This is a genomic window from Streptomyces sp. ADI95-17 (genome assembly GCF_003846175.1).
Lineage (GTDB): Bacteria > Actinomycetota > Actinomycetes > Streptomycetales > Streptomycetaceae > Streptomyces > Streptomyces sanglieri.
The window spans coordinates 311,829-335,587 of the sequence record NZ_ML123048.1 but is presented as its reverse complement, the minus strand read 5'-3'; the positions used below and the strand labels follow the sequence as shown (position 1 = coordinate 335,587).

General features: G+C 71.2%; 21 protein-coding genes and 1 pseudogene. 10 read left to right on the top strand and 12 right to left on the bottom strand.

Annotated elements, in window-relative coordinates; genetic code table 11:
- Positions 1–417: 417 nt before the first annotated feature.
- Positions 418–1,618: pseudogene (locus EES42_RS24620) on the top strand (IS30 family transposase).
- Positions 1,619–1,699: 81 nt separating this feature from the next.
- On the opposite strand, the gene uvrA reads toward EES42_RS24620, so the two are convergent.
- Entirely contained in the window at positions 1,700–4,123 is a 2,424-nt protein-coding gene (uvrA, locus tag EES42_RS24615) for an excinuclease ABC subunit UvrA (protein WP_124720434.1), read from the bottom strand.
- A 164-nt stretch (positions 4,124–4,287) separates the two neighbouring features.
- Entirely contained in the window at positions 4,288–5,679 is a 1,392-nt protein-coding gene (locus EES42_RS24610) for a polysaccharide pyruvyl transferase family protein (RefSeq protein ID WP_241196567.1), read from the bottom strand.
- 329 nt (positions 5,680–6,008) lie between these two features.
- Here EES42_RS24610 and EES42_RS24605 point away from each other — a divergent pair, with 329 nt between their 5' ends.
- Together EES42_RS24605 and EES42_RS24600 are read left to right on the top strand one after the other, a co-directional pair.
- Positions 6,009–7,010 (top strand): hypothetical protein, encoded by a 1,002-nt coding sequence (locus EES42_RS24605; protein ID WP_124720433.1) that lies wholly within the window; start codon positions 6,009–6,011, stop codon positions 7,008–7,010.
- Between the two features lie 12 nt (positions 7,011–7,022).
- A complete protein-coding gene (locus EES42_RS24600) occupies positions 7,023–7,511 on the top strand; it encodes a phosphatase domain-containing protein (protein WP_124720432.1) in 489 nt (162 codons plus the stop codon).
- A 120-nt stretch (positions 7,512–7,631) separates the two neighbouring features.
- Here the strand turns inward: EES42_RS24600 and EES42_RS24595 are convergent, their stop codons facing one another.
- Positions 7,632–7,847 (bottom strand): dodecin, encoded by a 216-nt coding sequence (locus tag EES42_RS24595; RefSeq protein ID WP_093546549.1) that lies wholly within the window; start codon positions 7,845–7,847, stop codon positions 7,632–7,634.
- Between the two features lie 201 nt (positions 7,848–8,048).
- Here EES42_RS24595 and EES42_RS24590 point away from each other — a divergent pair, with 201 nt between their 5' ends.
- The 3 genes from EES42_RS24590 to EES42_RS24580 all read left to right on the top strand — a co-directional run bounded on the left by EES42_RS24590 (position 8,049) and on the right by EES42_RS24580 (position 11,305).
- Positions 8,049–9,305, top strand: coding sequence for an extracellular solute-binding protein (locus EES42_RS24590; RefSeq protein ID WP_124720431.1), 1,257 nt, complete (start codon positions 8,049–8,051; stop codon positions 9,303–9,305).
- A 279-nt stretch (positions 9,306–9,584) separates the two neighbouring features.
- On the top strand, positions 9,585–10,394 hold the full coding sequence (locus EES42_RS24585; protein ID WP_124720430.1) for a GNAT family N-acetyltransferase: 810 nt from the start codon (positions 9,585–9,587) through the stop codon (positions 10,392–10,394).
- Positions 10,391–11,305 (top strand): lysophospholipid acyltransferase family protein, encoded by a 915-nt coding sequence (locus tag EES42_RS24580; protein WP_124720429.1) that lies wholly within the window; start codon positions 10,391–10,393, stop codon positions 11,303–11,305. The genes EES42_RS24585 and EES42_RS24580 overlap by 4 nt, the downstream gene beginning before the upstream one ends.
- On the opposite strand, the gene egtD is transcribed toward EES42_RS24580, so the two are convergent.
- Genes egtD through egtA form a run of 4 tightly spaced genes read right to left on the bottom strand, consistent with a single transcriptional unit; the run spans position 11,248 to position 15,621 of the window.
- A complete protein-coding gene (gene egtD / locus EES42_RS24575) occupies positions 11,248–12,210 on the bottom strand; it encodes an L-histidine N(alpha)-methyltransferase (RefSeq protein WP_124720428.1) in 963 nt (320 codons plus the stop codon). The genes EES42_RS24580 and egtD overlap by 58 nt on opposite strands.
- Positions 12,207–12,962 carry an ergothioneine biosynthesis protein EgtC gene (egtC, locus tag EES42_RS24570; protein WP_124720427.1) on the bottom strand — a complete coding sequence of 252 codons (756 nt, stop codon included), beginning with the start codon at positions 12,960–12,962 and terminating at the stop codon, positions 12,207–12,209. The genes egtD and egtC overlap by 4 nt, the downstream gene beginning before the upstream one ends.
- Positions 12,962–14,305 (bottom strand): ergothioneine biosynthesis protein EgtB, encoded by a 1,344-nt coding sequence (gene egtB / locus EES42_RS24565; RefSeq protein ID WP_124720426.1) that lies wholly within the window; start codon positions 14,303–14,305, stop codon positions 12,962–12,964. The genes egtC and egtB overlap by 1 nt, the downstream gene beginning before the upstream one ends.
- Positions 14,302–15,621, bottom strand: coding sequence for an ergothioneine biosynthesis glutamate--cysteine ligase EgtA (gene egtA, locus EES42_RS24560; RefSeq protein ID WP_124720425.1), 1,320 nt, complete (start codon positions 15,619–15,621; stop codon positions 14,302–14,304). Before egtA ends, egtB begins: the two co-directional genes overlap by 4 nt.
- Positions 15,622–15,769: 148 nt before the next feature.
- Here egtA and EES42_RS24555 point away from each other — a divergent pair, with 148 nt between their 5' ends.
- Positions 15,770–16,654, top strand: coding sequence for a TIGR02452 family protein (locus EES42_RS24555; protein WP_124720424.1), 885 nt, complete (start codon positions 15,770–15,772; stop codon positions 16,652–16,654).
- Here EES42_RS24555 and EES42_RS24550 read toward each other — a convergent pair.
- From EES42_RS24550 to EES42_RS24540, 3 genes are all read right to left on the bottom strand, one after another.
- Positions 16,639–17,106: a type II toxin-antitoxin system PemK/MazF family toxin gene (locus tag EES42_RS24550; RefSeq protein ID WP_124720423.1), complete on the bottom strand. Its 468-nt coding sequence runs from the start codon at positions 17,104–17,106 to the stop codon at positions 16,639–16,641. The genes EES42_RS24555 and EES42_RS24550 overlap by 16 nt on opposite strands.
- Positions 17,107–17,199: 93 nt before the next feature.
- Positions 17,200–18,714, bottom strand: coding sequence for a flotillin family protein (locus tag EES42_RS24545; RefSeq protein WP_124720422.1), 1,515 nt, complete (start codon positions 18,712–18,714; stop codon positions 17,200–17,202).
- A 138-nt stretch (positions 18,715–18,852) separates the two neighbouring features.
- Positions 18,853–19,071: a hypothetical protein gene (locus tag EES42_RS24540; RefSeq protein ID WP_124720421.1), complete on the bottom strand. Its 219-nt coding sequence runs from the start codon at positions 19,069–19,071 to the stop codon at positions 18,853–18,855.
- Between the two features lie 49 nt (positions 19,072–19,120).
- Between EES42_RS24540 and EES42_RS24535 the strand changes: the two genes are divergently transcribed.
- Both EES42_RS24535 and EES42_RS24530 read left to right on the top strand, forming a co-directional pair.
- The gene (locus tag EES42_RS24535) at positions 19,121–20,143 is read left to right on the top strand and encodes a LacI family DNA-binding transcriptional regulator (protein WP_124720420.1); all 1,023 of its coding nucleotides are present in this window, start codon (positions 19,121–19,123) and stop codon (positions 20,141–20,143) included.
- A gap of 90 nt (positions 20,144–20,233) precedes the next feature.
- Positions 20,234–20,569 (top strand): hypothetical protein, encoded by a 336-nt coding sequence (locus EES42_RS24530; protein ID WP_206433561.1) that lies wholly within the window; start codon positions 20,234–20,236, stop codon positions 20,567–20,569.
- A gap of 154 nt (positions 20,570–20,723) precedes the next feature.
- On the opposite strand, the gene trxA is transcribed toward EES42_RS24530, so the two are convergent.
- The gene (gene trxA, locus EES42_RS24525) at positions 20,724–21,095 is read right to left on the bottom strand and encodes a thioredoxin (RefSeq protein ID WP_124720419.1); all 372 of its coding nucleotides are present in this window, start codon (positions 21,093–21,095) and stop codon (positions 20,724–20,726) included.
- Between the two features lie 113 nt (positions 21,096–21,208).
- On the opposite strand from trxA, the gene EES42_RS24520 reads away from it, so the two are divergent.
- On the top strand, positions 21,209–22,651 hold the full coding sequence (locus tag EES42_RS24520; protein ID WP_206433560.1) for a dihydrolipoyl dehydrogenase family protein: 1,443 nt from the start codon (positions 21,209–21,211) through the stop codon (positions 22,649–22,651).
- A gap of 9 nt (positions 22,652–22,660) precedes the next feature.
- On the opposite strand, the gene EES42_RS24515 is transcribed toward EES42_RS24520, so the two are convergent.
- Positions 22,661–23,524 (bottom strand): glycoside hydrolase family 16 protein, encoded by an 864-nt coding sequence (locus EES42_RS24515; RefSeq protein WP_124720418.1) that lies wholly within the window; start codon positions 23,522–23,524, stop codon positions 22,661–22,663.
- Positions 23,525–23,759 lie beyond the last annotated feature (235 nt).

Here is a 23,759-nt window from a genome sequence, read left to right as displayed (position 1 = left end):
CGCGCCCGCCAGGGGGCGCGGCCCGTTCCTGTGATTCCCGGCCGGGGTCACGTGCCGCACGGCGAGGAGCGGCCGTGAGGCATGCCCATAATTGGTCTGGACCAGATGACTGTCAATGTTCTTTACTGGGTGGATTCAACTGGTCGTCGCAACACCCTGATCTCGGAGGTGTGCGACGTGGCTACGGCGGACTGGAGTTTGAAGACCAGCGATGTCCCGGAGGGGCGGCGTCGGCAGTGGCGCGCTGACCGTGCGTTGCGGCCGGCGATGCGTTCGCCGGGGCGGCCTGATCCGTCTCGGGTCGTGCAGCGCCAGTTCTGGCGACTGATCGCCACGGGGGTCACGACGGTGGAGGCGTCGTTGGCGGTCGGCGTGTCGTGGCCGGTGGGTGCGAGGTGGTTTCGTCACGCTGGCGGCATGCCTCCGATCTCGTTGGCCGAGCCCTCGGGCCGGTACCTCACGTTCGAAGAGCGCGAGGAGATCGCGATCCTCATGGCGATGAGCAAGGGCGTGCGCGAGATCGCCCGCGCCCTGGGGCGAGACCCCGGGACAATCTCTCGCGAACTGCGCCGCAACGCCGCCACGCGCGGCGGCAAGCAGGAATACCGCGCGACGGTCGCCCAGTGGAAGGCTCAGCAGGCGGCCAAGCGCCCGAAGACCGCGAAACTCCTGGGTAACGACCGGTTGCGTGAGTACGTGGAGGACCGGCTCGCCGGCAGCATCCGTCGCCCCGACAACATGACCGTCACCGGGCCCAAGACGCCCGCATGGAAAGGGCTGAACAAGCCGCACCGTCAGGACAGACGTTGGGCGACGGCATGGAGTCCGGAGCAGATTTCGCACCGACTCCGTGTCGACTTCCCCGATGATGAGTCCATGCGCATCAGCCACGAAGCGATCTACCAGGCGCTGTTCATCGAAGGCCGTGGCGCGCTCAAGCGGGAACTGGTGACGTGCCTGCGCACCGGCCGGGCGCTGCGGGCTCCCCGTGCACGGTCGCAGAACAAGCCGCAGGGGCCATGTCACCGCGGACGTCGTCCTCAGCGAACGCCCCGCCGAGGCCACGGACCGCGCGGTCCCCGGACACTGGGAAGGCGATTTGATCATCGGGACGGGCCGTTCCGCGATCGGCACGCTTGTCGAGCGCAGCAGCCGCTCCACGCTCCTGGTGCACCTGCCCCGTCTGGAGGGCTGGGGCGAGAATCCGCCCGTGAAGAACGGCCCCTCGCTCGGGGGCTATGGCGCGATCGCGATGAACGCGGCGCTCACCACGTCGATGACGCAATTGCCTGAGCAGCTACGCAAGACCCTCACCTGGGACCGTGGGAAGGAACTCTCCGGTCATGCTCAGTTCGCTCTCGATACCGGGACGAAGGTGTTCTTCGCCGATCCGCACTCGCCCTGGCAACGACCGACGAACGAGAACACGAACGGGCTGCTGCGCCAGTACTTCCCGAAGGGCACCGATCTCTCCCGATGGTCGTTCACGGACCTCGAAGCCGTCACCATGGCGATCAACAACCGGCCCCGCAAAGTCCTGGGTTGGCGGACGCCGGCCGAGGTCTTCGAACAGCAGCTACGCTCGCTGCAACAGCCCGGTGTTGCAACGACTGGTTGAACTCGCCCTGTTTCATTCCCCTTTGCTTGCCTGGACCGGCAACTCACGTGGCGAACGGGGAAGTTGACGACGACTCGGCGATCAGTCGCGACGGAGTGCGGCCCGGAGGTACGGAGCCGTACGGCTCTGCGGCACCCGGGACACCTCCTCGGGCGTCCCCGCCGCCACGATCCGGCCGCCCTGGCCGCCGCCACCGGGACCGAGGTCGACCACCCAGTCGGCGCCCGCGACCACCGCCATGTCGTGCTCCACGACCACCACCGTGTCGCCCGCGTCGACGAGGCCGTGCAACTGCCGCATCAGCACCTCGACATCGGCGGGATGCAGCCCCGTCGTCGGCTCGTCCAGCAGGTACAGGGTGTGGCCCCGGCGGGTGCGCTGGAGCTCGGTGGCGAGCTTGATCCGCTGGGCCTCACCGCCGGACAGCTCCGTCGCGGGCTGACCGAGCCGCAGATAGCCGAGCCCGACATCGAGCAGGGTCCGCAGACTGCGCTCGGCGGCCGGCGTGCCCGCGAAGAACCCGGCCGCCGACTCCACCGTCAGATCCAGCACCTGCGCGATGTCCAGACCTCGCAGTGTGACCTCCAGGGTCTGCGGGTCGTACCGCGCGCCATGACAGTCCGGACAGGGTGCGTACGTACTGGGCAGGAAGAGCAGCTCCACGGAGACGAACCCCTCGCCCTGGCAGGTCTCGCACCGCCCGCCCGCCACATTGAAGGAGAACCGGCCGGCCTTGTAGCCGCGCTCCCGGGCGGTCTCCGTCCCGGCGAACAGCTTGCGCACGACGTCGAAGAGCCCGGTGTACGTGGCCAGGTTGGACCGGGGGGTACGGCCGATCGGCCGCTGGTCGACCTGGACGAGACGGTCCACCGCCTCCAGCCCCTGCGCCGAGGCGCACCAGGGCGCCGGGCGCTCCGCGGCCGGGTCCTCGCCGGCACCGACCTGCCGGTCGGCGAGCGCACCGGCCAGGACCTGACCGACCAGCGTCGACTTCCCCGACCCGGAGACCCCGGTGACGGCCGTGAAGACACCGAGCGGGAACGCGGCGTCCACTCCCCGCACGTTGTGCCGGTCGACCCCGCTCAGCCGCAGCCACCCCGACGGCGCACGCGCCTCCCGTACCGGCAAGGGCTCTTCGTCGAAGAGGAAGCGCCGGGTGGCCGACTCCGTCACTTCCGCGAGCCCGGCCGGAGGACCGCTGTGCAGCACCCGGCCCCCGTGCTCACCGGCCAGCGGCCCCACATCGACCAGCCAGTCGGCCCGGCGCACCACATCCATCTGGTGCTCCACGACGAAGACCGAGTTCCCGGCCTCCTTCAGCCGTCCCAGCACCCCGAGCAGCGACTCGGTGTCCGCCGGATGGAGACCGGCCGACGGCTCGTCCAGCACATAGACGACCCCGAAGAGACCGGAGCGCAACTGGGTGGCCAGACGCAGCCGTTGCAGCTCGCCGGAGGAGAGCGTCGGAGCGGTGCGGTCGAGGCTGAGATAGCCGAGGCCGAGTTCGGTGACCGTCTCGATCCGGGCGAGCAGATCCGCCGTCAGCACCCGCGCCGTGTCGCTGCCGCCCGCCGTGCGCAGCAGTTCGGACAGGGAGGTCAGCGGCAGTGCGGCCAGCTCCGCGATCGTACGGCCGGCGAAGGTGACGGCCATCGCCTGAGGGCGCAGCCGACTGCCGCCGCAGGCCGGACACGGAGCACTGGTCAGGAACCGCTCGGCCTTCGCCCGCAGGGTGCGGCTCCTGGAGTCCGCGAAGGTGTGCATCACATAACGGCGGGCGCTCATGTACGTGCCCTGGTAGGGGCGTTGGATGCGCCCCGCCTCCCGCACCGGATGGACCGTCACCACCGGCTGCTCGTCGGTGAACAGGATCCACTCCCGTTCCTCGGCGGCCAGCTCGCCCCACGGCCGGTCGATGTCGTACCCCAGCGCGTCCAGTACATCGCGCAGGTTCTTGCCCTGCCACGCGCCCGGCCAGGCCGCGATCGCACCGTCCCGGATCGACAGCGACGGGTCGGGGACCAGCAGTTGCTCGGTGGTGCGGTGGACGAGGCCGAGCCCGTGGCACTGAGGGCACGCCCCGGCGGCGGTGTTCGGCGAGAAGGCGTCGGAGTCGAGCCGCTCCGCACCGGCCGGGTAGTCACCGGCCCGGGAGAAGAGCATGCGCAGGAAGTTGGAGAGCGTGGTGACCGTGCCGACGGACGAACGGGCCCCGGGCGCCGAGCGGCGCTGCTCCAGCGAGACGGCGGGCGGCAGTCCGGTGACCTCGCCGACCGCGGGCGCGCCGACCTGATGGATCAGCCGGCGGGCGTACGGGGCGACCGACTCGAAGTAGCGGCGCTGGGCCTCGGCGTAGATCGTCCCGAACGCCAGGGAGGACTTCCCGGAGCCGGAGACCCCGGTGAAGACCGTGAGGGTGTCGCGCGGGATGTCGACCGAGACGTCCTGGAGGTTGTGCTCGCGGGCGCCGCGCACCCGGACGTACGGATCGTGGGGGGTGGACATGTGCGCGGGGACTCCGTACGGATCGGGGCAGGGCCGAGGGCCTGGGGACAAACACTCCGATTCTAGGCATCGGAGGCCGTCGCGTGGTTCCGGCCGTGATTCCGGTGTCCCGGCCGGCGACCCGGCCGGACCGGCCCTGCGGATCGGTGGCGAAGCCCCCGGACCTACCGGGAGGGACGCAGCGCGCGCTTGATCGGCCTGCCCACGACGCTGCGGGCCCGCTGGTACGTGGACCGCTGGGCGGGCAGCGAGGCGTTCTTCAGGAGCTTCCGCTTGAGCTGGGCGTTCTCGGCGGTGAGTTCCGTCAGCTGGCTCTGGAGCCAGTTCAGCCGGGGTGCCATCGTGGCGGGGTCGGAGCCGACCCAGGGGCGGACGCCCGGCGGGAAGGACAGCCCGCTCATCTGCTTGTCGAAGGCCGCGCCGCCGTCGCCGTGGGTGAAAGTGTTCTCCAGGCCGTTCTTGTCGAGGAAGTTCACGAAACGGTCGAACCGCTCCTGATGACCGCGCATCAGCGGCCCGAAGTCGGCGGTGGCGTGGAGGTCGGCGGGGTCGAGGTCGGCCGGGACCTTGGAGAGCATCCGGTGCGGGATGTCGAAGTAGCGGCACAGCTCCAGCGTCCGGGAGTCGCCGCAGAGCACCGTGGCCGGCGTTCCGGCCAGCAGCGCCGCGATGTTGCCGTGGATCCGGGAGCCGAAGGAGAAATCGAAGCCCCGCAGGTCGTCCATCCAGGTGACCGGGTCGATGTAGACCCGCACCTTGCCCTCCCCGTACATGGGGTGGTCGGGGTGGGTGGGGATGTCGGTCACCGCGGCGTTCTGGTGGGACAGGTCGCGCCAGTGCAGCTGACGGGCGTCGGAGAGGTTCTGGCCGATGAACCGCAGGTGCGGGTAGCGCGCGTGGGTGCGGTCGATGATCTGCCCGAGCTTGTGCTTGCGCACCGCGTCGTGCGATCCGTTGACGGCGATGCGGGACTCGGGCCCGAGCGACCGGCCGTCCTCCCGGACGACGAGCCTGCTGCCGCCCAGGAACATGGAGGGGCAGCCGATGACGTCCACGTCGCGGAATCCCATGTCCCGCAGATACCGCTCGGTGAACTCCCCGCGCACGCCGATGGAGGCGCTGTGGTCGAGCACGGCGGAGACGAAGGCGTAGACCGTGGGCTGCATCGGCTTCAGCCGGTCCGCGGAGTAGTTGACGCCGGTCTGGGCGCCGACGCCCGGGACCACTACCGGTATCTTCAGCTTCGAGATGAGCTGGGTCAGCCGCTCCAGCTGCCGTTCGAAGGAGGGCCGGAAGGCGTTGGCGAGCGGGATGACGAAGACGTCGTACTCGCTGTTGATCCGGTCGGCGTCGGCGACCCGCGTGGTGATGCCGTTCGACACCACCTTGGCACGCGGCGTCTCAAGGATCTTGTGAGTGGCATCGCTGAAGATCAGGTTGCCCGAGTTGGTGGCGAACACGTCCTCTTGGAGAGCGCGCTCGACAGGGACGACGTCGTAGGGGCTCTTCCCTGAACGCAGGAGTATTCGCTTCACATCGTTAACGTTGGATGCCACAAACCTGAATATAGCTTTACAAACGCTTGTCGATCCATGCGGATCCTGTACAACCTTTTGCGATCGGTCCGGAACGTGACGGACGTATCGCCCATCCGCGCGCGAGCGGGCGTGCGCGCGGTGAAAGAGTGACGAGTGCCCGGTGCGGCGCCCACGACCTTCCCTGTGCGGCCCTCTTGAGCCCCTGGCGGCCCCGCCCGTACGCTGCCTCGTGCGCGTCGGCGCGCCTACCGGGGAGGTGGAAGCGCCATCATGGCCGACTCACTGTCCGACGACGAAATCCTCGAAGCGGTCGCCCGGCACATCGGCCGTCCGGGGCAGGGGCCCAGTTGCGGCGGGACGGTGCCGACATCTCCCGGCTCCCGATGCTCGAACTGCGCATCGTCCGCTCCGTGGAGACCCGCAGCACGCGACCGGAGTCCAGGCCCGGCAAGTACGACATATCGGAACGGGCCACGTACGAAGGCGAACTTCGCGACCATCCGGTCGAGCCGCCGAAGGACCCGGCCCGGTCACGGAAGGTGGAGTTGGTGCTCCACGGTTCGGTACGGACGGTGGCCTGTGGCTGCGACGAGGGCCGGCAGCCGTGCTCGCGCTGCCGGGCCAAGGGGAAACTGAGCTGCGAGACCGGCCCGTTGTGTCCGGCGTGCAAGGGTGTCGAACCGTGCACCTGGTGCGACGGCACGGGCCGACGCCGAAAGGACCGTGCGCCGGCCGGTCCGTCGCGGGAACGGAACGCTGCCGGACGGACAACCTGTCTGAAGTGCCGCAAGCAGCGCACCGCCTGCCCGCAGTGCCAGGGACGGGGCACCGAGAAGTGTCCGAAGTGTGACGACACCGGTTTCCGGGACTGCCCGGTCTGCGAGGGCGAGCGCTCCACGGAGCACACCCCTTGCGAGGGCACCGGACTGGTCACCCGGTGGACGGGCGGATCGGTCGGACACACACCGCGGCGGGACACGGTGGAACTGCCGGACCCGGCGCCGCCGCTGCGGGTCCGCTGGCAGGCCGGCCGCACCGGTGCGTGGCGGCGGGCCACGCTGACCTCGACCGACGAGCCGATACCCGAGGCGCTGGACCCCGCCCACGTCAAGGCCGTCGAAGCGGCGCTCGCGCCCCGGCCGGACGAGGTGGCCAGACGGGCCGAGATCGAGTGGCTGCAACTGGTGGCGGTCACGATCCCGGACGAACCCGACCACGTCTTCCACGTCTTCCCCGGGTCCGACGGCCCCGAGGTGCTCCCGATCTGGTCGAGACGCAGGTCCCTGCGGGTCGCCGCGGTGGTGGCCGGGGTCGTGGTCGCGCTGCTCCTGGTGGCCGCGCTGGTCTGATTTGCTGGTGGTGTGAGAAGCGACCACCGGCCCCTGGCCGTATTCGACCTGGACGGCACGCTCGCGGACAGCGGCCACCGGCAGCACTACCTGGAGGGCCGCCGGCGCGACTGGAACGGCTTCTTCTCCGCCGCCGTCGACGACCCGCCGCTGCCCCAAGGTGTACGACTGGCACTTGACAGCGCCGAGAGCTGCGAGGTCAGGTACCTCACCGGGCGGCCCGAGCGGTGCCGCCGGGACACCGTCGCCTGGCTGGCCGAGCACGGACTGCCCGAGGGGCGGGTGTACATGCGGCGCGAGGGCGACCGCAGGCCGGCCCGGCACACCAAGCTGGAGATCCTGAAGCGGCTGGGCCGGGAGCGTGAGATCCGGATGCTGGTCGACGACGACGAACTCGTCTGCGACGCGGCGGAACAGGCCGGATTCACCGTGGTGCGGGCTCGCTGGGCGAAGGCCTCGGCCGCGCTCAAGGACGCGCAGGAGCGCGAGGGTCGTACCTGAACCCGGCGGCTGCGACCGGCCGGACACGGCCTCGGTCCGGTCGCGCCGCGGTGCCGGCGTCCCCGTAGGTGCCGGAGTCGGAGTCGGAGTCGGCGCCGGAACCGGTGCCGGTCGGCGGGATCAGCTCGTCTCGTCGAGCCGGAAGCCCACTTTCAGGCCGACCTGGTAGTGCTCCACCCGGCCGTCCTTGATCTCGCCGCGCACCTGCGTGATCTCGAACCAGTCGAGATTGTGCAACGTTTCCGAAGCTCTTGCGACGCCTCTGCGGATGGCATCGTCGACGCCCTCGTGCGAGGTTCCGACGATTTCGGTGACCCGATAGGTGTGATTTGACATCTTATGTCTCCTCTCGTCCCTACCACGGTGCCCCACCCGGACCGAGTCCGCGAGGGGTCGAAGTGCAGAATGTGCCGTGAACGGGCCTTGACCAAATCAATGGTCCATACCAAAATCCAGCCACGCCCGTGCGAGCGCCGCCCGCAGTCCCCCACACCGGGTCCTGAATTAAGTCGTGCCGTTTCGCAGAAGGTGAACCTGGTGAAGAACCGCATACTCGTCGGAGCCGTCGCGCTCGTTTCCACCTTTGCGCTGGGGGGATGCGGCCTGGGCTCCGGCTCGGAGGCGTCCGGCAGCAAGAAGGTCACGATCTGGCTGATGAAGGACAGCGTCTCCGCCGATTTCCTGAAGCGGTTCACAAAGGCCTATAAGGACGAGCACCCGTCCATCGAGCTGGACTTCAAGTTCCAGAGCTGGAGCGGAATCGGCCCCAAGGTCATCGGTGCCCTGAAGGGCAAGGACACCCCGGACGTCATCGAGGTCGGAAACACTCAGGTGGCCCAGTACGCGGAGAGCGGCGGCCTGCGCGATCTGACCCTGGAGTCCGTACGTGACCTCGGCAGCGAGGACTGGCTGCCGGGCCTCGCCGAGCCGGGCAGCATCGACGGCATGCAGTACGGCATTCCCTGGTACGCGGCCAACCGAGTGGTGATCTACAACAAGGATCTCTTCGAGCAGGCGGGCATAAAGAACCCGCCGAAGACCCGGGACGAGTGGATCGCGGACAGCCAGTTGCTGAACAGCGACGGAAATCAGGGCATCTACCTCGCGGGCCAGAACTGGTATGTCCTCGCCGGATTCATCTGGGACGAGGGCGGCGAACTCGCCGATGAGAAGAGCGGCCAGTGGGCAGGCGCCCTGGACAGTCCCGCCGCGCTGCGCGGCATGAGCTTCTACAAGGAACTCCAGGCGCTCGGTGACGGCCCCAAGGACGCGGACGAGGAAAAGCCCCCGCAGGCCGATGTGTTCGCCGAGGGGAATGTCGCACAGATCATTTCGGTGCCCGGCACCGTCGCGCAGATCGAGAAGAAGAATCCCGAACTCAAGGGAAAACTCGGCTACTTCCCGATTCCGGGCAAGACCGCGAAGGCGCCCGGCTCCGTCTTCACCGGCGGATCCGACCTGATCGTCCCGGACAAGGCGGACCAGCGCGCCGAGGGCATCGAGGTGATCAAGGCGCTGGCGGGCCGGAAGTGGCAGGAGGAGCTCGCCAGAACGATGAGCTACGTGCCCAACAAGCCCGAACTCGCACGTGTCATCGTGGGACAGGAAGGCACCGCGGCGATGGCCCGCGGCGCCACCCAGGGCCGTGCGACCCCCAACTCGCCGCAGTGGGCCGACGTCGAGGCCGACAACCCGATCAAGCCCTACATGACGGCGGTGCTGGAGGGCGGCGACCCGCAGCAGGAGGCTAAGTCCGCCTCGGCGAAGATCACTTCCAAGCTCGCCGGCGGCTGACCCGCCCCGCCCACCGGACCGCACCCGGCTGTCGTGGTCCGGCACCGGCCGTTCCCGGTTGTTGTGGTCCGATGACGGTCACTGCCGGGTGTTGTGGTCCGATGACGGCGGCGCAGTGGTCCGTCGTCGGCACCCCCGGGATTCAGCCTTCGCACATTTCGGCTCTCCCGAGCGGTCATGTCGAATCCAGCCGGTCACGGAAGAAGTAAGGGGCCGGGCCGTCGTACCCAGTGCGACGGCCCGGCGGCCGCCCTTGCCGATCCGTCCCCGGAGACCGTCATGAACGCGCTGCCCGTCACCTCCCTCCCCACCGCTCCCGTCGTTCCCGCGCAGCCCGTCGCCCCCGCCCCGCCGCGCTACCGGGTGTCCCTCGCCACCGACCAGGACGAGGTCCGCGCCGCCCAACGGCTGCGCCATCTGGTCTTCGCCGGTGAGCTGGGCGCCAGGCTGGAGGGGCCCGAACCCGGCCTGGACAGCGATGCGTTCGACGCGTACTGCGACCATCTCCTGGTCCGGGAGCAGACCACCGGCGACGTCGTCGCCACCTACCGCGTGCTGCCGCCCGACCGGGCGCGGATCGCCGGGCGCCTCTACGCGGAGAGCGAGTTCGACCTCGGCCGGCTCGGCCCGATCCGCGACGACCTGGTCGAGGTCGGCCGGTCCTGCGTCCACCCGGCCCACCGCGACGGCGCCGTCATAGCGCTGATCTGGGCCGGCCTCGCCCGCTACATGGAACGCACCGGCCACAACTGGCTGGCCGGCTGCTGCTCCATCCCGCTCGCCGACGGCGGCACCGCCGCGGCCGGCGCCTGGGAGACCGTACGGACGAAGTACCTGGCACCCGAGGGCCACTGGGTCACCCCGCACCGCCTCTGGCAGCCCACCCCGGCCGCCCAGGCCGACCCGCCCACCGGTCTCGCCACGCTTCCTCCGCTGCTCCGCGGCTATCTGCGCCTCGGTGCCCAGGTGTGCGGGGCACCCGCCCACGACCCCGACTTCAACGTGGCCGACCTGTACGTACTGTTGTCGCTGCGCCGCACCGACCCGCGCTACCTGCGCCACTTCCTCGCCCTCGCCCCGCTGCGATGAACTCCTGGCTGCCCACCGCCCCCTGCACCCCGGGCACCTGCGCCGGTCACGACGGCCGGGTGCGGGGCCGCCCGGCCGCCGCGGCCCTGCTGCTCGCCGGGTGCCTGTGGATCACGGCCGGGGCGCTGGGCGCACCGTTCGTGGCGTTGCTCGGCGCGGCACGGCGGGAACGGCTGATCCGGCGCTGGGCGTACGGCGTCGTGCGCGCCTTCGGGGTGCGGGTGCGGATCGTCGGCACACCGGCCGAACCCGGCACGGCACCCGGGTCGGCGGGCACGCTCGTCGTCGCGAACCACATCTCCTGGCTGGACATCCCGCTGGTCGCGGCCGTGTTCCCCGGCCGGATGCTCGCCAAGAGCGAGATACGTGGCTGGCCGCTGCTCGGCCCGCTCGCCGCCCGGGGCGGCACGCTCTTCGTCGAACGCGACCGACTGCGCGCGCTGCCCACGACCGTGCGCACCATCGGCTCGGCGCTGCGCGGCGGTTCGCGCGTGGTCGTCTTCCCGGAGGGCACCACCTGGTGCGGGCGCGGCTCCGGCGGCCGTTTCGCACCGGCCGCCTTCCAGGCCGCGATCGACGCGGGCGCCACGGTCCGGCCGGTACGCCTCAACTACCGCGTCGAGCCGCCCCGGACCACCGGAACGACCGGCCGGACGGGGCCCGTGAGGGACTGCCGCCCGGCCGGCCACGAGAGCACCGCCCCGGCCGGCGCCGCCGCGTTCGTCGGGGACGATCCGCTCATCGCCTCACTGTGGCGGGTGGTGACGGCGGCGGGCCTGACCGCCGAGATCCGCGTACTTCCGCAGATCCCGGCGGCCGGCCGGCCGGACCGCCGCGACCTGGCCCGCCGGGCTCAGACCGCCGTCGCCAACGAGAGCGCGAACCGGCCACCGGAATCCGTCCACCACTGATCCAGCCGCAGCCCGGCCGCGTCCAGCTCCGCCCGGACACCCTCCTTGCGGAACTTCGCCGAGACCTCTGTACGCAGCTCCTCGCCGGCCTCGAAGGGCACCACCAGATCCAGCTCCGGGATCTTCACGGTGTGTGCCCGACGGGCCCGCAGCCGCATCTCGATCCACTCGTGCTCCGGATCCCAGAGCGCCACATGGTCGAAGCCGGCGGGGTCGAAATCCGCCCCCAGCTCCCGGTTCACGACCCGCAGCACGTTCCTGTTGAACTCCGCGGTCACTCCCGCCGCATCGTCGTACGCGGCGACTAGCAGCTTCTCCTCCTTCACCAGATCCGTGCCGAGCAGCAGCGCGTCGCCGGGGGAGAGCAGCGACCGTACCGACTTCAGGAACACCGCGCGCTCGTCGGGCAGCAGATTGCCGACCGTGCCGCCCAGGAACGCGATCAGTCGGGGACCCGGCGTGCCCGGCAGGGCCAGACCACCCGTGAAATCGGCGATCAACGCGTGCACGGACAGCTCGGGCCGTTGCGTGAGCAGGGCCTCGGCGGCCCCGCGCAGCGCGCTCTCGCTCACATCGACCGGTACGTAGCTGTGCAGTGCGTCCAGCGCGTCCAGCAGGTGCCGGGTCTTCTCGGACGAGCCGGAACCCAGCTCGATCAGGGTCCGTGCCCCGGACGCCCGGGCGATGTCGTCGGCGCGGTCGACCAGGATCTCCCGCTCGGCACGGGTCGGGTAGTACTCGGGCAGCCGGGTGATCTCCTCGAACAGTTCACTGCCGTGCGCGTCGTAGAACCACTTGGGCGGCAGTGTCTTCGGGTGCCGGGTCAGACCGTGCAGCACATCGGCGCGCAGCGCCGCGTCCGTCGCGTCCACCGGCAGGGTGCGGGTCAGCAGAAAGGGACTCACGCAGTGGGCTCCTTGAGCGGGGTCAGCAGAACGTCGGCACGGGTCGCCGTCAGCAATGTGCGGTCGGGGACCGCGCGCCAGCGCGGATCGTCGTCGTAGGGCTCCGAGGCCACCACCGTGCGAAGGCCGGGCTCGGCGAGGTACGACAGGGTGTCGCCCCAGGCCGTCGCCACGATCGTCGCGCCGTCGGTGAGCAGCAGATTCAGCCGGGATTCCGGCGCCGCGGCCGCCACGTCGAGCACGGTGTCGGCGACGGCCTGCGGCAGTGGGTCGCCCCCGGCCAGACGGTGCCGTACGAGGGCCCAGACGAGGGCCGAGTCGCAGCGGGCGGTGAGGGCGAGCAGTTCGGCCGGTGGCAGGCCCGCGGCGAGCGGGGCCACGGAGTGCGGCCAGCCCTTCACCGCACCGTTGTGGCTGAACAGCAGCGGCCCGGCGGCGAACGGCGCGGCCGCCGCCTCGCCGTCGGCATCCGCCTCGGTGGCATCACGGACGGCGGCGAGCAGCGCCGTGCTGCGCACCACCCTGGTCAGGTCGGCGAAGGTCTGGTCGCCCCAGACCGGTCCCGGGCGCCGGTAGCGTCCGGGCACCGGATCGCCTTCCGCGTACCAGCCGACACCGAAACCGTCGGCATTGACGGTCCCGTGCCGCTGGTCCCTCGGCTCCCAGGACTGGCGTACCAGTGAGTGGGGCGGCAAGGTCAGCAGTTCGCCCAGCGGCACCGGCGGCCCCAGATAGGCGATATGACGGCACATCACAAATCCCTGGCGGTGCGGAAGCCGGAGAAGATCTGCCTTCGCACCGGCAGGTCCCAGTTGCGGAACGTCCCCCGGCACGCCACCGGGTCCACGGCGAACGAACCGCCGCGCAGCACCTTGTGGTCCGGCCCGAAGAACACCTCGGAGTACTCGCGGTACGGGAACGGCGAGAAGCCGGGATGGGGGAGGAAGTCGCTCGACGTCCACTCCCACACATCACCCATCAACTGCCGTGCCCCGCAAGGGGACTGTCCCTGCGGGTACGCACCGGCCGGTGCGGGCCGCAGATGGCGCTGCCCCAGGTTCGCCAGCTCCGGGGACGGGTCCTCGTCGCCCCAGGGGTAGCGCCGCGAACGCCCCGACGCCGGGTCGTGGCGCGCCGTCTTCTCCCACTCCGCTTCGGTGGGCAGCCGCCGCCCGGCCCAACGGGCGTACGCATCGGCCTCGTACCAGCTGACATGGAGCGCCGGCTCGTTCGCGGGCACCTCCTCGGTGACCCCGAAGCGGCGGCGCAGCCACCGGTCGGCGTCCCGGTGCCAGAACAGGGGAGCGGTCAGCTCGTGCTCACGGACCATCTCCCACCCCCCGGGCTCCCACCAGCGCCGCTCGGTGTAGCCGCCGTCCTCGATGAACGCCTGGTACGCGCCGCAGGTGACCGGGGTCGTGTCGATGAAGAAGCCCGGTACGTCGCGCACATGCGCCGGGCGTTCGTTGTCCAGGGCCCATGGCTCGGTGGACGTACCCATGGTGAACGGACCGCCCGGGACGAGGACTTCGGCCGGAAGGCCCCCGGCGTCAGTGGCGGCGGGCGGCACCGGCGCGGACAGCACGGCCGTACCCGAACGCAGCTGATGGGTGATCAGCATCGTTTCGTCGTGCTGCTGTTCGTGCTGGGCGATCATGCCGAAGGCGAACCCGGACCGCACCAGCGGACCGCCGCCGTCCAGCGCGGCACCGTCGAGGACGTCCAGGGCCCGGCCGCGTACCTCCGCGGCATACGTACGTGCCTCGGCGGGGGCCAGCAGCGGCAGCGAGGGGCGGGTCGCCCGGGGATGCTCGAAGGCGTCGTACAGCCCGTCGATCTCCGGGCGCATCGCCTCCCGCCCGGCCACCGCGCGCAGCAGCCACAGCTCCTCCTGGTTGCCGATGTGCGCGAGGTCCCAGACCAGCGGGGACATCAACGGCGAGTGCTGGGCGGTCAGTTCTTGGTCGTCCACACTGTCGGTGAGCAGCGCGGTGCGTTCCCGGGCGGTGAGCAGTGCGGCGAGGGCGCGCTGCCGCAGTGCCTCGGGGTCCGCCCCTTCGGGTGCGGAGCCGGTGGGTGTGGCGGAATCGGTCATGAGCGGGACCCCTCCCAGGGGCGGCCCGGACCGCCGGGCGAGCCCGGCGCGAGCAGTTCGGGAAGATCGTCGGCCGGACATCGGCCCCGGGCGACGAACCGGTCGTTGAAGCCGGCCACGGCGTCCTGTACGGCGGTGGTGGCACCCAGCCGGGGCAGCGCCTCCAGGGCGGCCCCGAAGCAGGTGACCGCCGCCGCCCGCAGTTCGGGATCGGCCAGGCCGTCGCGGGCGGCGCCGACCCAGAGCGGATTGCGCGGCGCCGGCTCCGCCCCGGCCGTCTCGGCCAGCGGTTTCACGGCGCGGTACACGGTCTCGGCGGCCTCCGGGTCGTCGAACAGGGCGGTGGTGACGGCGAGCGGCACCAGCCACCCGTCCGCACCGTGCTGTGCGTCGATCATGCGCAGCTCCAGGTGACCGCGCGGCCGCACGGGCGGGAAGAGCGTACTGATGTGGTAGTCGAGATCGGCACGCACCGGTGGTCTCGGCGCGCCGGTACGGATCCACTCGCGAAACGTCAGCCGTTCCGGCACGGACCAGGGCCCGGCCTCCTCCCGGACGCACATCACCGGGGTGTCCAGCACATGTGCCGCCCAGGCGTCGCGCGGCGGCAGCAGGCCGGGCGGTGCCAGGGGCCGCCACGGATCGAGGTCGGCCCACAGCGACTGCCGGGCGGACCGCCAGGGGGTCGGGCGGCCGAGCCGGAAGGAGGAGTTCGCGAACGCCGCCACCAGGACCGCGCCCAGCAGATGGGACAGCTGCCAGCGCCGCCCGTAACCGAGCGGACCCGGTTCCTCCTCCCCGGCGTCCAGACACACCTGGACGGACGCGGTGGTGCACATCATGGCGCGACCGGCCGGTCCCGACCGGTCGAGGGACACCTCCATGGCGTCGTAGCGGGGTTCGCGCAGCAGACGGCGTGGCGGGTGCCACGGATCCACGCCGAACCCCACCGGCACGAGACCCACCCCGTCCAGGGCGTCGCGTACCGCGGTGAGATCGGTGGCGGTGGCATCGATGCATGCCATCAGGGAGTCGGCCGGGCGCGAGCTGAGCTCCAGCTGGCCGCCGGGCTCGAAGGTGAGCGCCGCGCTCAGGGGCAGGCCCCGGACGATGCCGGCGGCCGCGTCGAGATGGTGGTGCGGGACCGCGACGCGAGGTTGATCCCGGTCGTGGATGAGCCATTCGAGTTCCACACCGACCTTGCGGGGCGGTCCCGTCTTGAAACAGATGCAGCGCAGTAAATCCTCGGCCTCACCCTCGCCGAGCGGCGGGGGCTGGCCGGGCGGACCGTGTTCCCAAGGGGTGTCGGACGACATGCCGGGCCTCCTTCTCTCGGTGCCTCCCCACCACCCAAACCCCTGCGGATGGATCGCACAAGAGTGCCCCCGTGGATCGGAAATCCGGTTGCGTCCATGCCGTCGGAGCGCCGAGCATGCCCCGTATGCACCACACGGGGGAGTACCGATGAGCGCACGACTGCGCGGCATCGCGCGTGAGACCGAGGCCATCGTCGAGGCCGGCCGCTACCGCACACCGGACGGGCGCGAGGTGAGCATCGAGCGCGCCCTGACCACCGCACTCTCGGGAACCAGGCTGTACGGCCCCGAGCCGGTTCCGGTCGCGGCGCTGGACTCCGACCGCACCACGGCCGTCGAGGTCACCGGCGAGAGCAGCCTGCGGGCGGCACACCGGATGACCGGCGAGGGCCCCGGCAAGGTCGCCGTCCTGAACTACGCCTCCGCCCGCAATCCCGGCGGCGGATACCTCAACGGCGCGCAGGCCCAGGAAGAGGCGCTGTGCCGGGGCTCCGCCCTGTACGCCACCCTGCTGCGCGCCCCCGACTACTACGCCCACCACCGAGCGGAACGCAGCGCCTTCTACACCGACCGGGTGATTCACTCACCGGGCGTGCCGGTGTTCCGCGACGACCGCGGGCGGCTGCTCGACACCCCGTACACGGCGGGTTTCCTCACCTCCCCGGCGCCCAACGCCGGAGTCATCGGCAGCCGCACCCCCGAGGAGGTCCACCGCATCCCCGCCGCGCTCGCGTCCCGGGCGGAGCGGGTGCTGGAGGTCGCGGCGGTACGCGGGTACCGCAGGCTGGTGCTGGGCGCCTGGGGCTGCGGGGTGTTCCGCAACGATCCGGCACAGGTGGCCGGGGTGTTCCGGGCGCTGCTCCTGGACGGCGGCAGGTTCGCCGGTCACTTCGAGCAGATCGTCTTCGGCATCCTCGACCGCAGCCCCGAAGCCACCACCCGGACCGCCTTCGAGCGGACGTTCGGCCAAGACCAAGACCAGGGCCAGGGCCAAGACCAGGGCCAGGGCCAGGGCCCCTACCTCCAGTCGTAGCGCTCCCGCAGCCGGCCGGCGACCAGGTCGAACCTGTCCCGGTCCAGCGCGCACGCCTCACGCCGCATCCCGTCCTCGTGCACCCGCAGGACCCGGTCCAGATCGACCCACGACGGGCGGCCGGAGCTGTCCCAGGGGCCGGCCCCGAGCGCCACCCACTCGCGGTCCTGGTCGTGCTGCTTGCTGGAGAGCTGTACGGCGAGCAGCGTGCCCGCCGCCTCACGGGCCACCACCAGGACCGGGCGGTCCTTGCCGCGCCCGTCGTTCTCCTCGAACGGCACGAACGTCCAGACGATCTCACCGGGGTCCGGGTCGCCGTCCCGGTCGGGGGCGTACGAGGTGCGGACCGGCCCCACGTCGCGCGGGTCGGCCTCCGAAGTGGCGGTCGGGCCGGTGCGGCCCGGGAAGTCCGCCGAGTTGTCGATGCTGTCGTCACGGTGCTGGATGGTCATCCCCACACCGTATGACCTGCGGGGCCGATTCCGTGGAGCGGGGCCGGTGCCCGCCCCGGGTTGCTGGGCGTGCACCGGCCACCGCCGGACCGGTCAGGAGGGCGAGCCGTCCTCCTGATCACCCGTCACCGGAATCCGTTGCGTGCGCGGCGAGGGCCCAGTGGCCGGAGCCACCCCGTTCACCCGCGGCGCCGGTTCGGCCGGGCCGCTCTGGCCCATCGTCGCCAGCAACTGCCGGGCCAGCCCCAGACCCGTGCCGCCCATGGTCAGCGCCTTCGCGAACATGTCCGACATGCCGTCGGCCCCGTTCAGCAGCACCATGTGGTCCACACTGCCGAAGGCGCCCGCGCCCGCCTGAACGATCTCCGGCCACTTCTCGGCCAGCTGCTGGGCGACGACCGCCTCCTGATTCTCCGCCAGGGCCGCGGCCCGCGCCTTGATCGCCTCGGCCTCGGCAAGTCCCTTGGCGCGGGCCGCCTCCGCCAGCGCGAGCCCCTTGGCCCGGTCGGCGGCGGCCTCCGCCTCACCCGTCGCCCTGGTCGCCGTCGCGGACGCCGCGCCGCGCGCCTTCGTAGCCTCGGCCTCCGCGAGCGCCGCAGTCTTCACACGGTTGGCCTCCGCGACCGCGGCGAGCTCCGTCTCCCGCGCCTGCGCCTCGGCGGCCGAGATCCGGGCGTCACGCTCACCCTCGGCCAGGGTGCGCTTCTCGTACGCCTGGGCGTCGGCGGGCTTGCGGACATCGGCCTGGAGCTGCTGTTCACGCCGCTGGGCCTCCAGCTCGGCGACCCGGGTCTCCTGGACCACCACCTCCTGCCGGGCCGCCGCGTCGGCCAGCGGACCCGCCTGCCGGGAGCTGGCCGCCGCCTTGTCGCGCTCGGCCTGGTATCCGGCCTGCAGGATCTCGCTGTCCCGGGTCGCCTCGGACATCCGGGCGGCGGCCTGCTGCTCCGCCTCGGTGGCCAGCCGGTTGGCCTCGGCCTGCGCGATCCGGGCGTCCCGCTGCACGGCCGCCGCGTGCGGCATCGCCAGGTTCTTGATGTAGCCGGTCGGGTCCTCGATCTCATGGATCTGGAGCGAATCGACGATGAGCCCGAGCTTCTCCATCTCGGTCCCGCACGCGGCGCGGGTCTGCCCGGTGAGCTTCTCCCGGTCCCGGATCATGTCCTCGACCGTCAACCCGCCCACGATGGATCGCAGATGACCGGCGAACACGTTGTGCACCCGCTCCGACATCAGCTTCTGCTGATCGAGGAAACGCCGGGCCGCATTGGCGATCGACACGAAGTCGTCGCCCACCTTGAAGATGACGACGCCCCGCACCCGCAGCGGAATCCCCTGATGCGTGACGCACTCGACCGACAGCTCGGTCTCGTTGAGATCCAGGGACATCTTCCGCACCGCCTGGACCCCGGGCAGGACCAGAGTGCCGTGACCGGTGACGATCCGGAACCCCATGCCCTGCCCCAGGCCCTCGGTCCTGTGCTTTGAACCCGAGATGACCAGTGCTTCGTTCGGCTCGGCCACTCGCCACATCAGCTTGAACAGGCCGAACAACACCATGATGGCGGCGAGTGCGAGACCCGCCGTGACGCCGATGACCATCGGCATGCGCCCCCTTATCGCGGCACCCCGTCGGCACCGCTGAACACCGGGAGTCTTCTCCTGCTCGCCACGGCGCAGAAGACGCGTGCGGATCCTTGCCGAATTCTTGACGACGAAAGCCGTCAAGAGGCCCCCGCGCGGGCCTCAACTCCCGTATGCGGGAGCCACATAGACCGTGCGCGGCGGCAGATGCTCGATCACCGTCACCACCGTGCCCACCTCGATGCGCTCCTTCGCGGAGACCGGATGCGCGAGAAAGTGCTCGGCACCGCCCCGGATCCGTACCATCACCTCGCCGACCAGCCCCGGCCCCACCGTGCCGGTCACCCGGCCGACCAGCCCCACCATCGAGGATTCATCCATGCCCCGGAGCGTACCCACGCACGACGGGTCTGGAAGACTGCCCGACGCCATGAGCCAGTTACCGAACCAGCCCGCCCAACGCCCCGTCCCCACCAGTGCCGACGTCGCACGGCTCGCCGGGGTTTCCAGGGCCACCGTCTCGTACGTGCTGAACAACAGCCCCACCGTGCGGATCAGCGAATCCACCCGCCGCCGGGTCAGGGAAGCAGCCACCGAACTGGGTTACGTCCCGCACGCCGCGGCCCGCAGCCTGCGCGCCGGACACACCCGGATGGTGCTGCTGCCCACGGTGGCCTTCCCGACCGGCCCGCTCCACCACCGGTTCTTCCACGAACTGGAATCGGGGCTGCGCCGCCTCGACTACACCGTCGTCCAGTACGGCAGCACCGGCCTGGACCCCGACGACGCACCCCGCGTCTGGGCCGAACTGCGTCCCGTCGCCGTGATCGCCCCCGGCACGATCCCCCTCACGCCGCAGGGGACAGGGCTGCTCAGACGATCCGGGGCCAAGGCCGTGATCACCCTCGGCCCCCGGCCGGTGCCCGGCGCCCACGCCCTGGTGATGGACCAGCGGGAGGTCGGCAGCTGCGCGGTGGGCCTGCTGCTGGAGCGCGGCCGGCGCCGGATCGGTGTGGTGATGCCCGAGGAGAGCGGCCTCGCGCTGTTCGCCGAACCCCGGCTGACCGGGGCCCGGCAGGCCGCTCAGCCCCACGGGGCCCGGATCGAACCACTGCCGCTGCGGTACGAAGAGGAGTCGGCCGCCCGGCTCGCGGACCGCTGGCGCACCCTGGACCTCGACGCCGTGTTCGCCTACAACGACGAATACGCGATGCTCCTGATGCGGGCCCTTCAGGACGCGGGCATCGACGTGCCCCGCGAGACCGCCGTGGTCGGCGCCGACGATCTGATGCTGGGCAGGCTGCTGCGGCCCCGGCTCAGCACCGTACGGATGGAGCTGGCCACGGCCCAGCCGCTGGCGGACCTCGTCGACCGACTGGTGCGGCACCCCGGCTGCGCCCCCGAACACCACGACCTGCTGCGGGTCGGGGCGGTCGGGCGCGAATCCGCCTGAGCCGCCGGGGACGGGCACGGCGGGCCGGACCGCACCGTGCGCCAGCGCGGCAACGTGCGCACCGCCCGCCGCATGCCTAGCGTCATGACCATGAGCCATCCGCAGAGTTACGAGATCCTGCTGGTCCCGAGCTTCGCCGAGGACGCCACCGCCGATGACGCCGAGCGCGACGCCGTCGAGTCCGATGCGGCCGAGCCCGATGACGTCGAGCCCGGCGGCACCATCCGCGCGGCCGTGGTGTCGGCGACCGGTGAGACGGGGGCGTCGGGTTACCCCCGGTACTCGGGCGAGGGCATCGTCGCGGACATCGACACCGAGACACACACGGTGGAGGCACTGCTGGTCGACGGCGCCGAGCTGTCGTACGGCCTCTCGGCCCGGATCCGGGAGAGGGACGCCGAAGCCGGAACCGACGCGGACCGCTGAGCCCGCACCGGCGCTCCCGGATCCGCCGGACACGGCCGGAGACGACGAAGGACCCGGCCCTACCGGCCGGGCCCCTCACCCGCGCGGAAGACGCGAGGAGCGCAGAAGGCGCGGAAACGCGGGGAGCCCAAGAGGCTCCGGCAGCGTACGGCGCCTACTGCTCGCCCTTCTGCTGTTCCTCGATGGACTTGCGGACCTCGTCCATGTCCAGCTTCCGCGCCTGCCCGATCACATCCTCCAACGCCGTCTCCGGCAGCGCTCCGGGCTGCGCGAACACCGCCACGTTCTCCCGGACGATCATCAGCGTGGGAATGGAACGGATCTCGAAGGCCGCCGCCAGCTCCTGCTGCGCCTCCGTGTCGACCTTGGCGAAGACCAGGTCGTCGTGGCGCTCCGAAGCCGCGTCGTAGACCGGCGCGAACTGCCGGCACGGGCCGCACCAGGAAGCCCAGAAGTCGATCAGGACGAAGTCGTTGTCGCTGACGACCTGATCGAAGTTTTCCTTGGTGAGCTCAACGGTGCTCATTGTCTGTACCTCTTCCTGTGCCCGCTCGGATCTGTCCGAACAACGGTGCCTGTACTTGCGCTATTCCGCCTGCCCATGTGGCCGCGGCGCACACCCACGACCAGACTGTCCCCATGACAGATCCTTCAGTGAACGCCGAGTACGACGTCGTGGTCATCGGAGCGGGCCCGGTGGGCGAGAACGTCGCCGACCGGGCCCGCGCGGCCGGGCTCAGCACCGCGGTCGTCGAGGTGGAGCTCATCGGCGGCGAATGCTCCTACTGGGCGTGCATGCCCAGCAAGGCCCTGCTGCGCCCGGTGGTCGCCCGCGCCGACGCCCGCCGCGTCCCGGGCCTCAGCGACGCCGTGCAGGGGCCGCTGGACACCGCGGCGGTCCTCGCCCACCGTGACGAGTACGCATCGCACTGGAAGGACGACGGACAGGTCGCCTGGCTGGACGGCATCGGCGCGGACATCTACCGCGGCCGGGGCAGGCTCACCGGCACGAAGACGGTCTCCGTCACCGCGCCCGACGGCACCGAGCACCGCCTCACCGCCCGCCACGCCGTGGCCGTCTGCACCGGCAGCCGCGCCGTCGTGCCCGACCTGCCGGGCATCGACGGGGCCCGCCCCTGGACCAGCCGGGAGGCGACCAGCGCCAAGAAGGTGCCCGGCCGCCTAGTGATCGTCGGCGGCGGCGTGGTCGGCGTGGAGATGGCCACCGTCTGGCAGGCCCTCGGCGCCCGGGTGACGATGCTGATCCGTGGCAAGGGCCTGCTGCCGAAGATGGAGCCCTTCGCCGGCGAACTGGTCGGGCAGGCGCTCACCGAGGCGGGCGCCGACATCCGCACCGGGGTCTCGGTCGCCGCCGTGCGGCGCGCGGTCCCGGACGGCCCGGTCACCGTGGAACTGGACGGCGGGGAACAGGTCGAGGCCGACGAGATCCTCTTCGCCACCGGCCGGGCCCCGCGCACCGACGACCTCGGACTGGAAACGGTGGGCCTGGAGCCCGGCACCTGGCTCACCGTCGACGACAGCTGCCGTGTGGATGGCACCACCTGGCTCTACGCCGTCGGCGACGTCAACCACCGGGCGCTCCTCACCCACCAGGGCAAGTACCAGGCACGCATCGCGGGCGCCGCGATCGCCGCCCGCGCCGCCGGCGTACCGCTGCTGGAGACCGACCGCTGGGGCGCCCACGCCGCCACCGCCGACCACGCGGCCGTCCCCCAGGTCGTCTTCACCGACCCGGAGGCCGCCTCGGTCGGTCTCACCCTGGCCGAGGCCGAGCGGGCCGGCCACCGGGTCCGGGCCGTCGACCAGGACCTCGCCGCGGTGGCCGGCTCCGGCCTGTACGCGGACGGATACCGGGGCCGCGCCCGCATGATCGTGGACCTCGACCGGGAGACCCTGCTCGGCGTCACCTTCGTGGGCCCGGGAATCGGCGAGCTGCTGCACTCGGCGACGATCGCGGTCGCGGGCGAGGTCCCCGTCGACCGGCTGTGGCACGCGGTTCCCGCGTACCCGACGATCAGCGAGGTCTGGCTGCGTCTGCTGGAGGCATACCGGGACGCGTAGCCCCCGCGGTCAGGCCGGCGGCCGCAGATCGCTGGTGGTGACCCGCACATGGTCGACGACGAGCTGCTGCGGGAAGGAGGTGCTGCCGTCGGGATCGCCCGGCCAGTAGCCGCCCACCGCGAGGTTGAGGATCAGGAAGAAGGGCTTGTCGAACACCCAGTTGTTGCCGCCTAGGTCGGCGGGCGTACGGCGCTGGTAGACGTTTCCGTCCACCGACCAGGTCACCGAGCCGGGCGCCCAGTCGACGGCGAAGGTGTGGAAGTCGTCGGCGAACGCCTGGCCGCCGGGCAGGGTGTACGCGGCGCCGATGCCGCCGGAACCGGAGTAGCCCGGGCCGTGCAACGTGCCGTGGACCGTGGACGGTTCGAAGCCGACGTTCTCCATGACATCGATCTCGCCCGAGTTCGGCCAGCCGACCTGGCCGATGTCGTCGCCCAGCATCCAGAAGGCCGGCCACATGCCCTGACCGCGCGGCACCTTCATCCTCGCCTCGACGTGACCGAACGTCTGGGTGAACTTGCCGGAGGTGTTCAGCCGTGCCGAGGTGTACTCACAAGTCCCGTACCAGCACTGGTAATTGTTCGGGTTCTCGCGGCGCGCGGTGATGACCAGATGGCCCTGGCCGTCGAGCGCCGCGTTGTTGTTTCCGGCCGTGTAGTACTGCCGTTCATGGTTGTTGACGTTGTCGCCGGTCTCGATCTGCCACTTGGCGCCGTCCACGGCGGCGCCCGCCGGGCCGTCGAAATCGTCGGTGAAGGTGGCCGCGGTGGTGCGGGGTCCGGGTGCGGGCGCTCCGGACGCGAGGGCGGACGAGGCGGAGACGAGGGCGAGCGCGGAGAGCGCGGCCGCCAGCAGGCGGCGGGGAGAGGTCATGGGGGGTCCTTCCCGTGCGGAGTGGGGCGAGCGAATGTCATGGCTATGACAAAAGCTCGTTGTGGGGGAGCAGGGAGAGGTCTTGGTTCTGTATGCGATTTAAGAAGTGAACCAAGGCGCTGTCAATACCTTGGTACGGACCACACTTCTTGCACCCAGCCGTTGCCGGCCCGGTCGGGCGCCGCCCGGCACCGGGCGGCACGGTACGGCCCGGGGCGGGCACCCGAACGGGCAC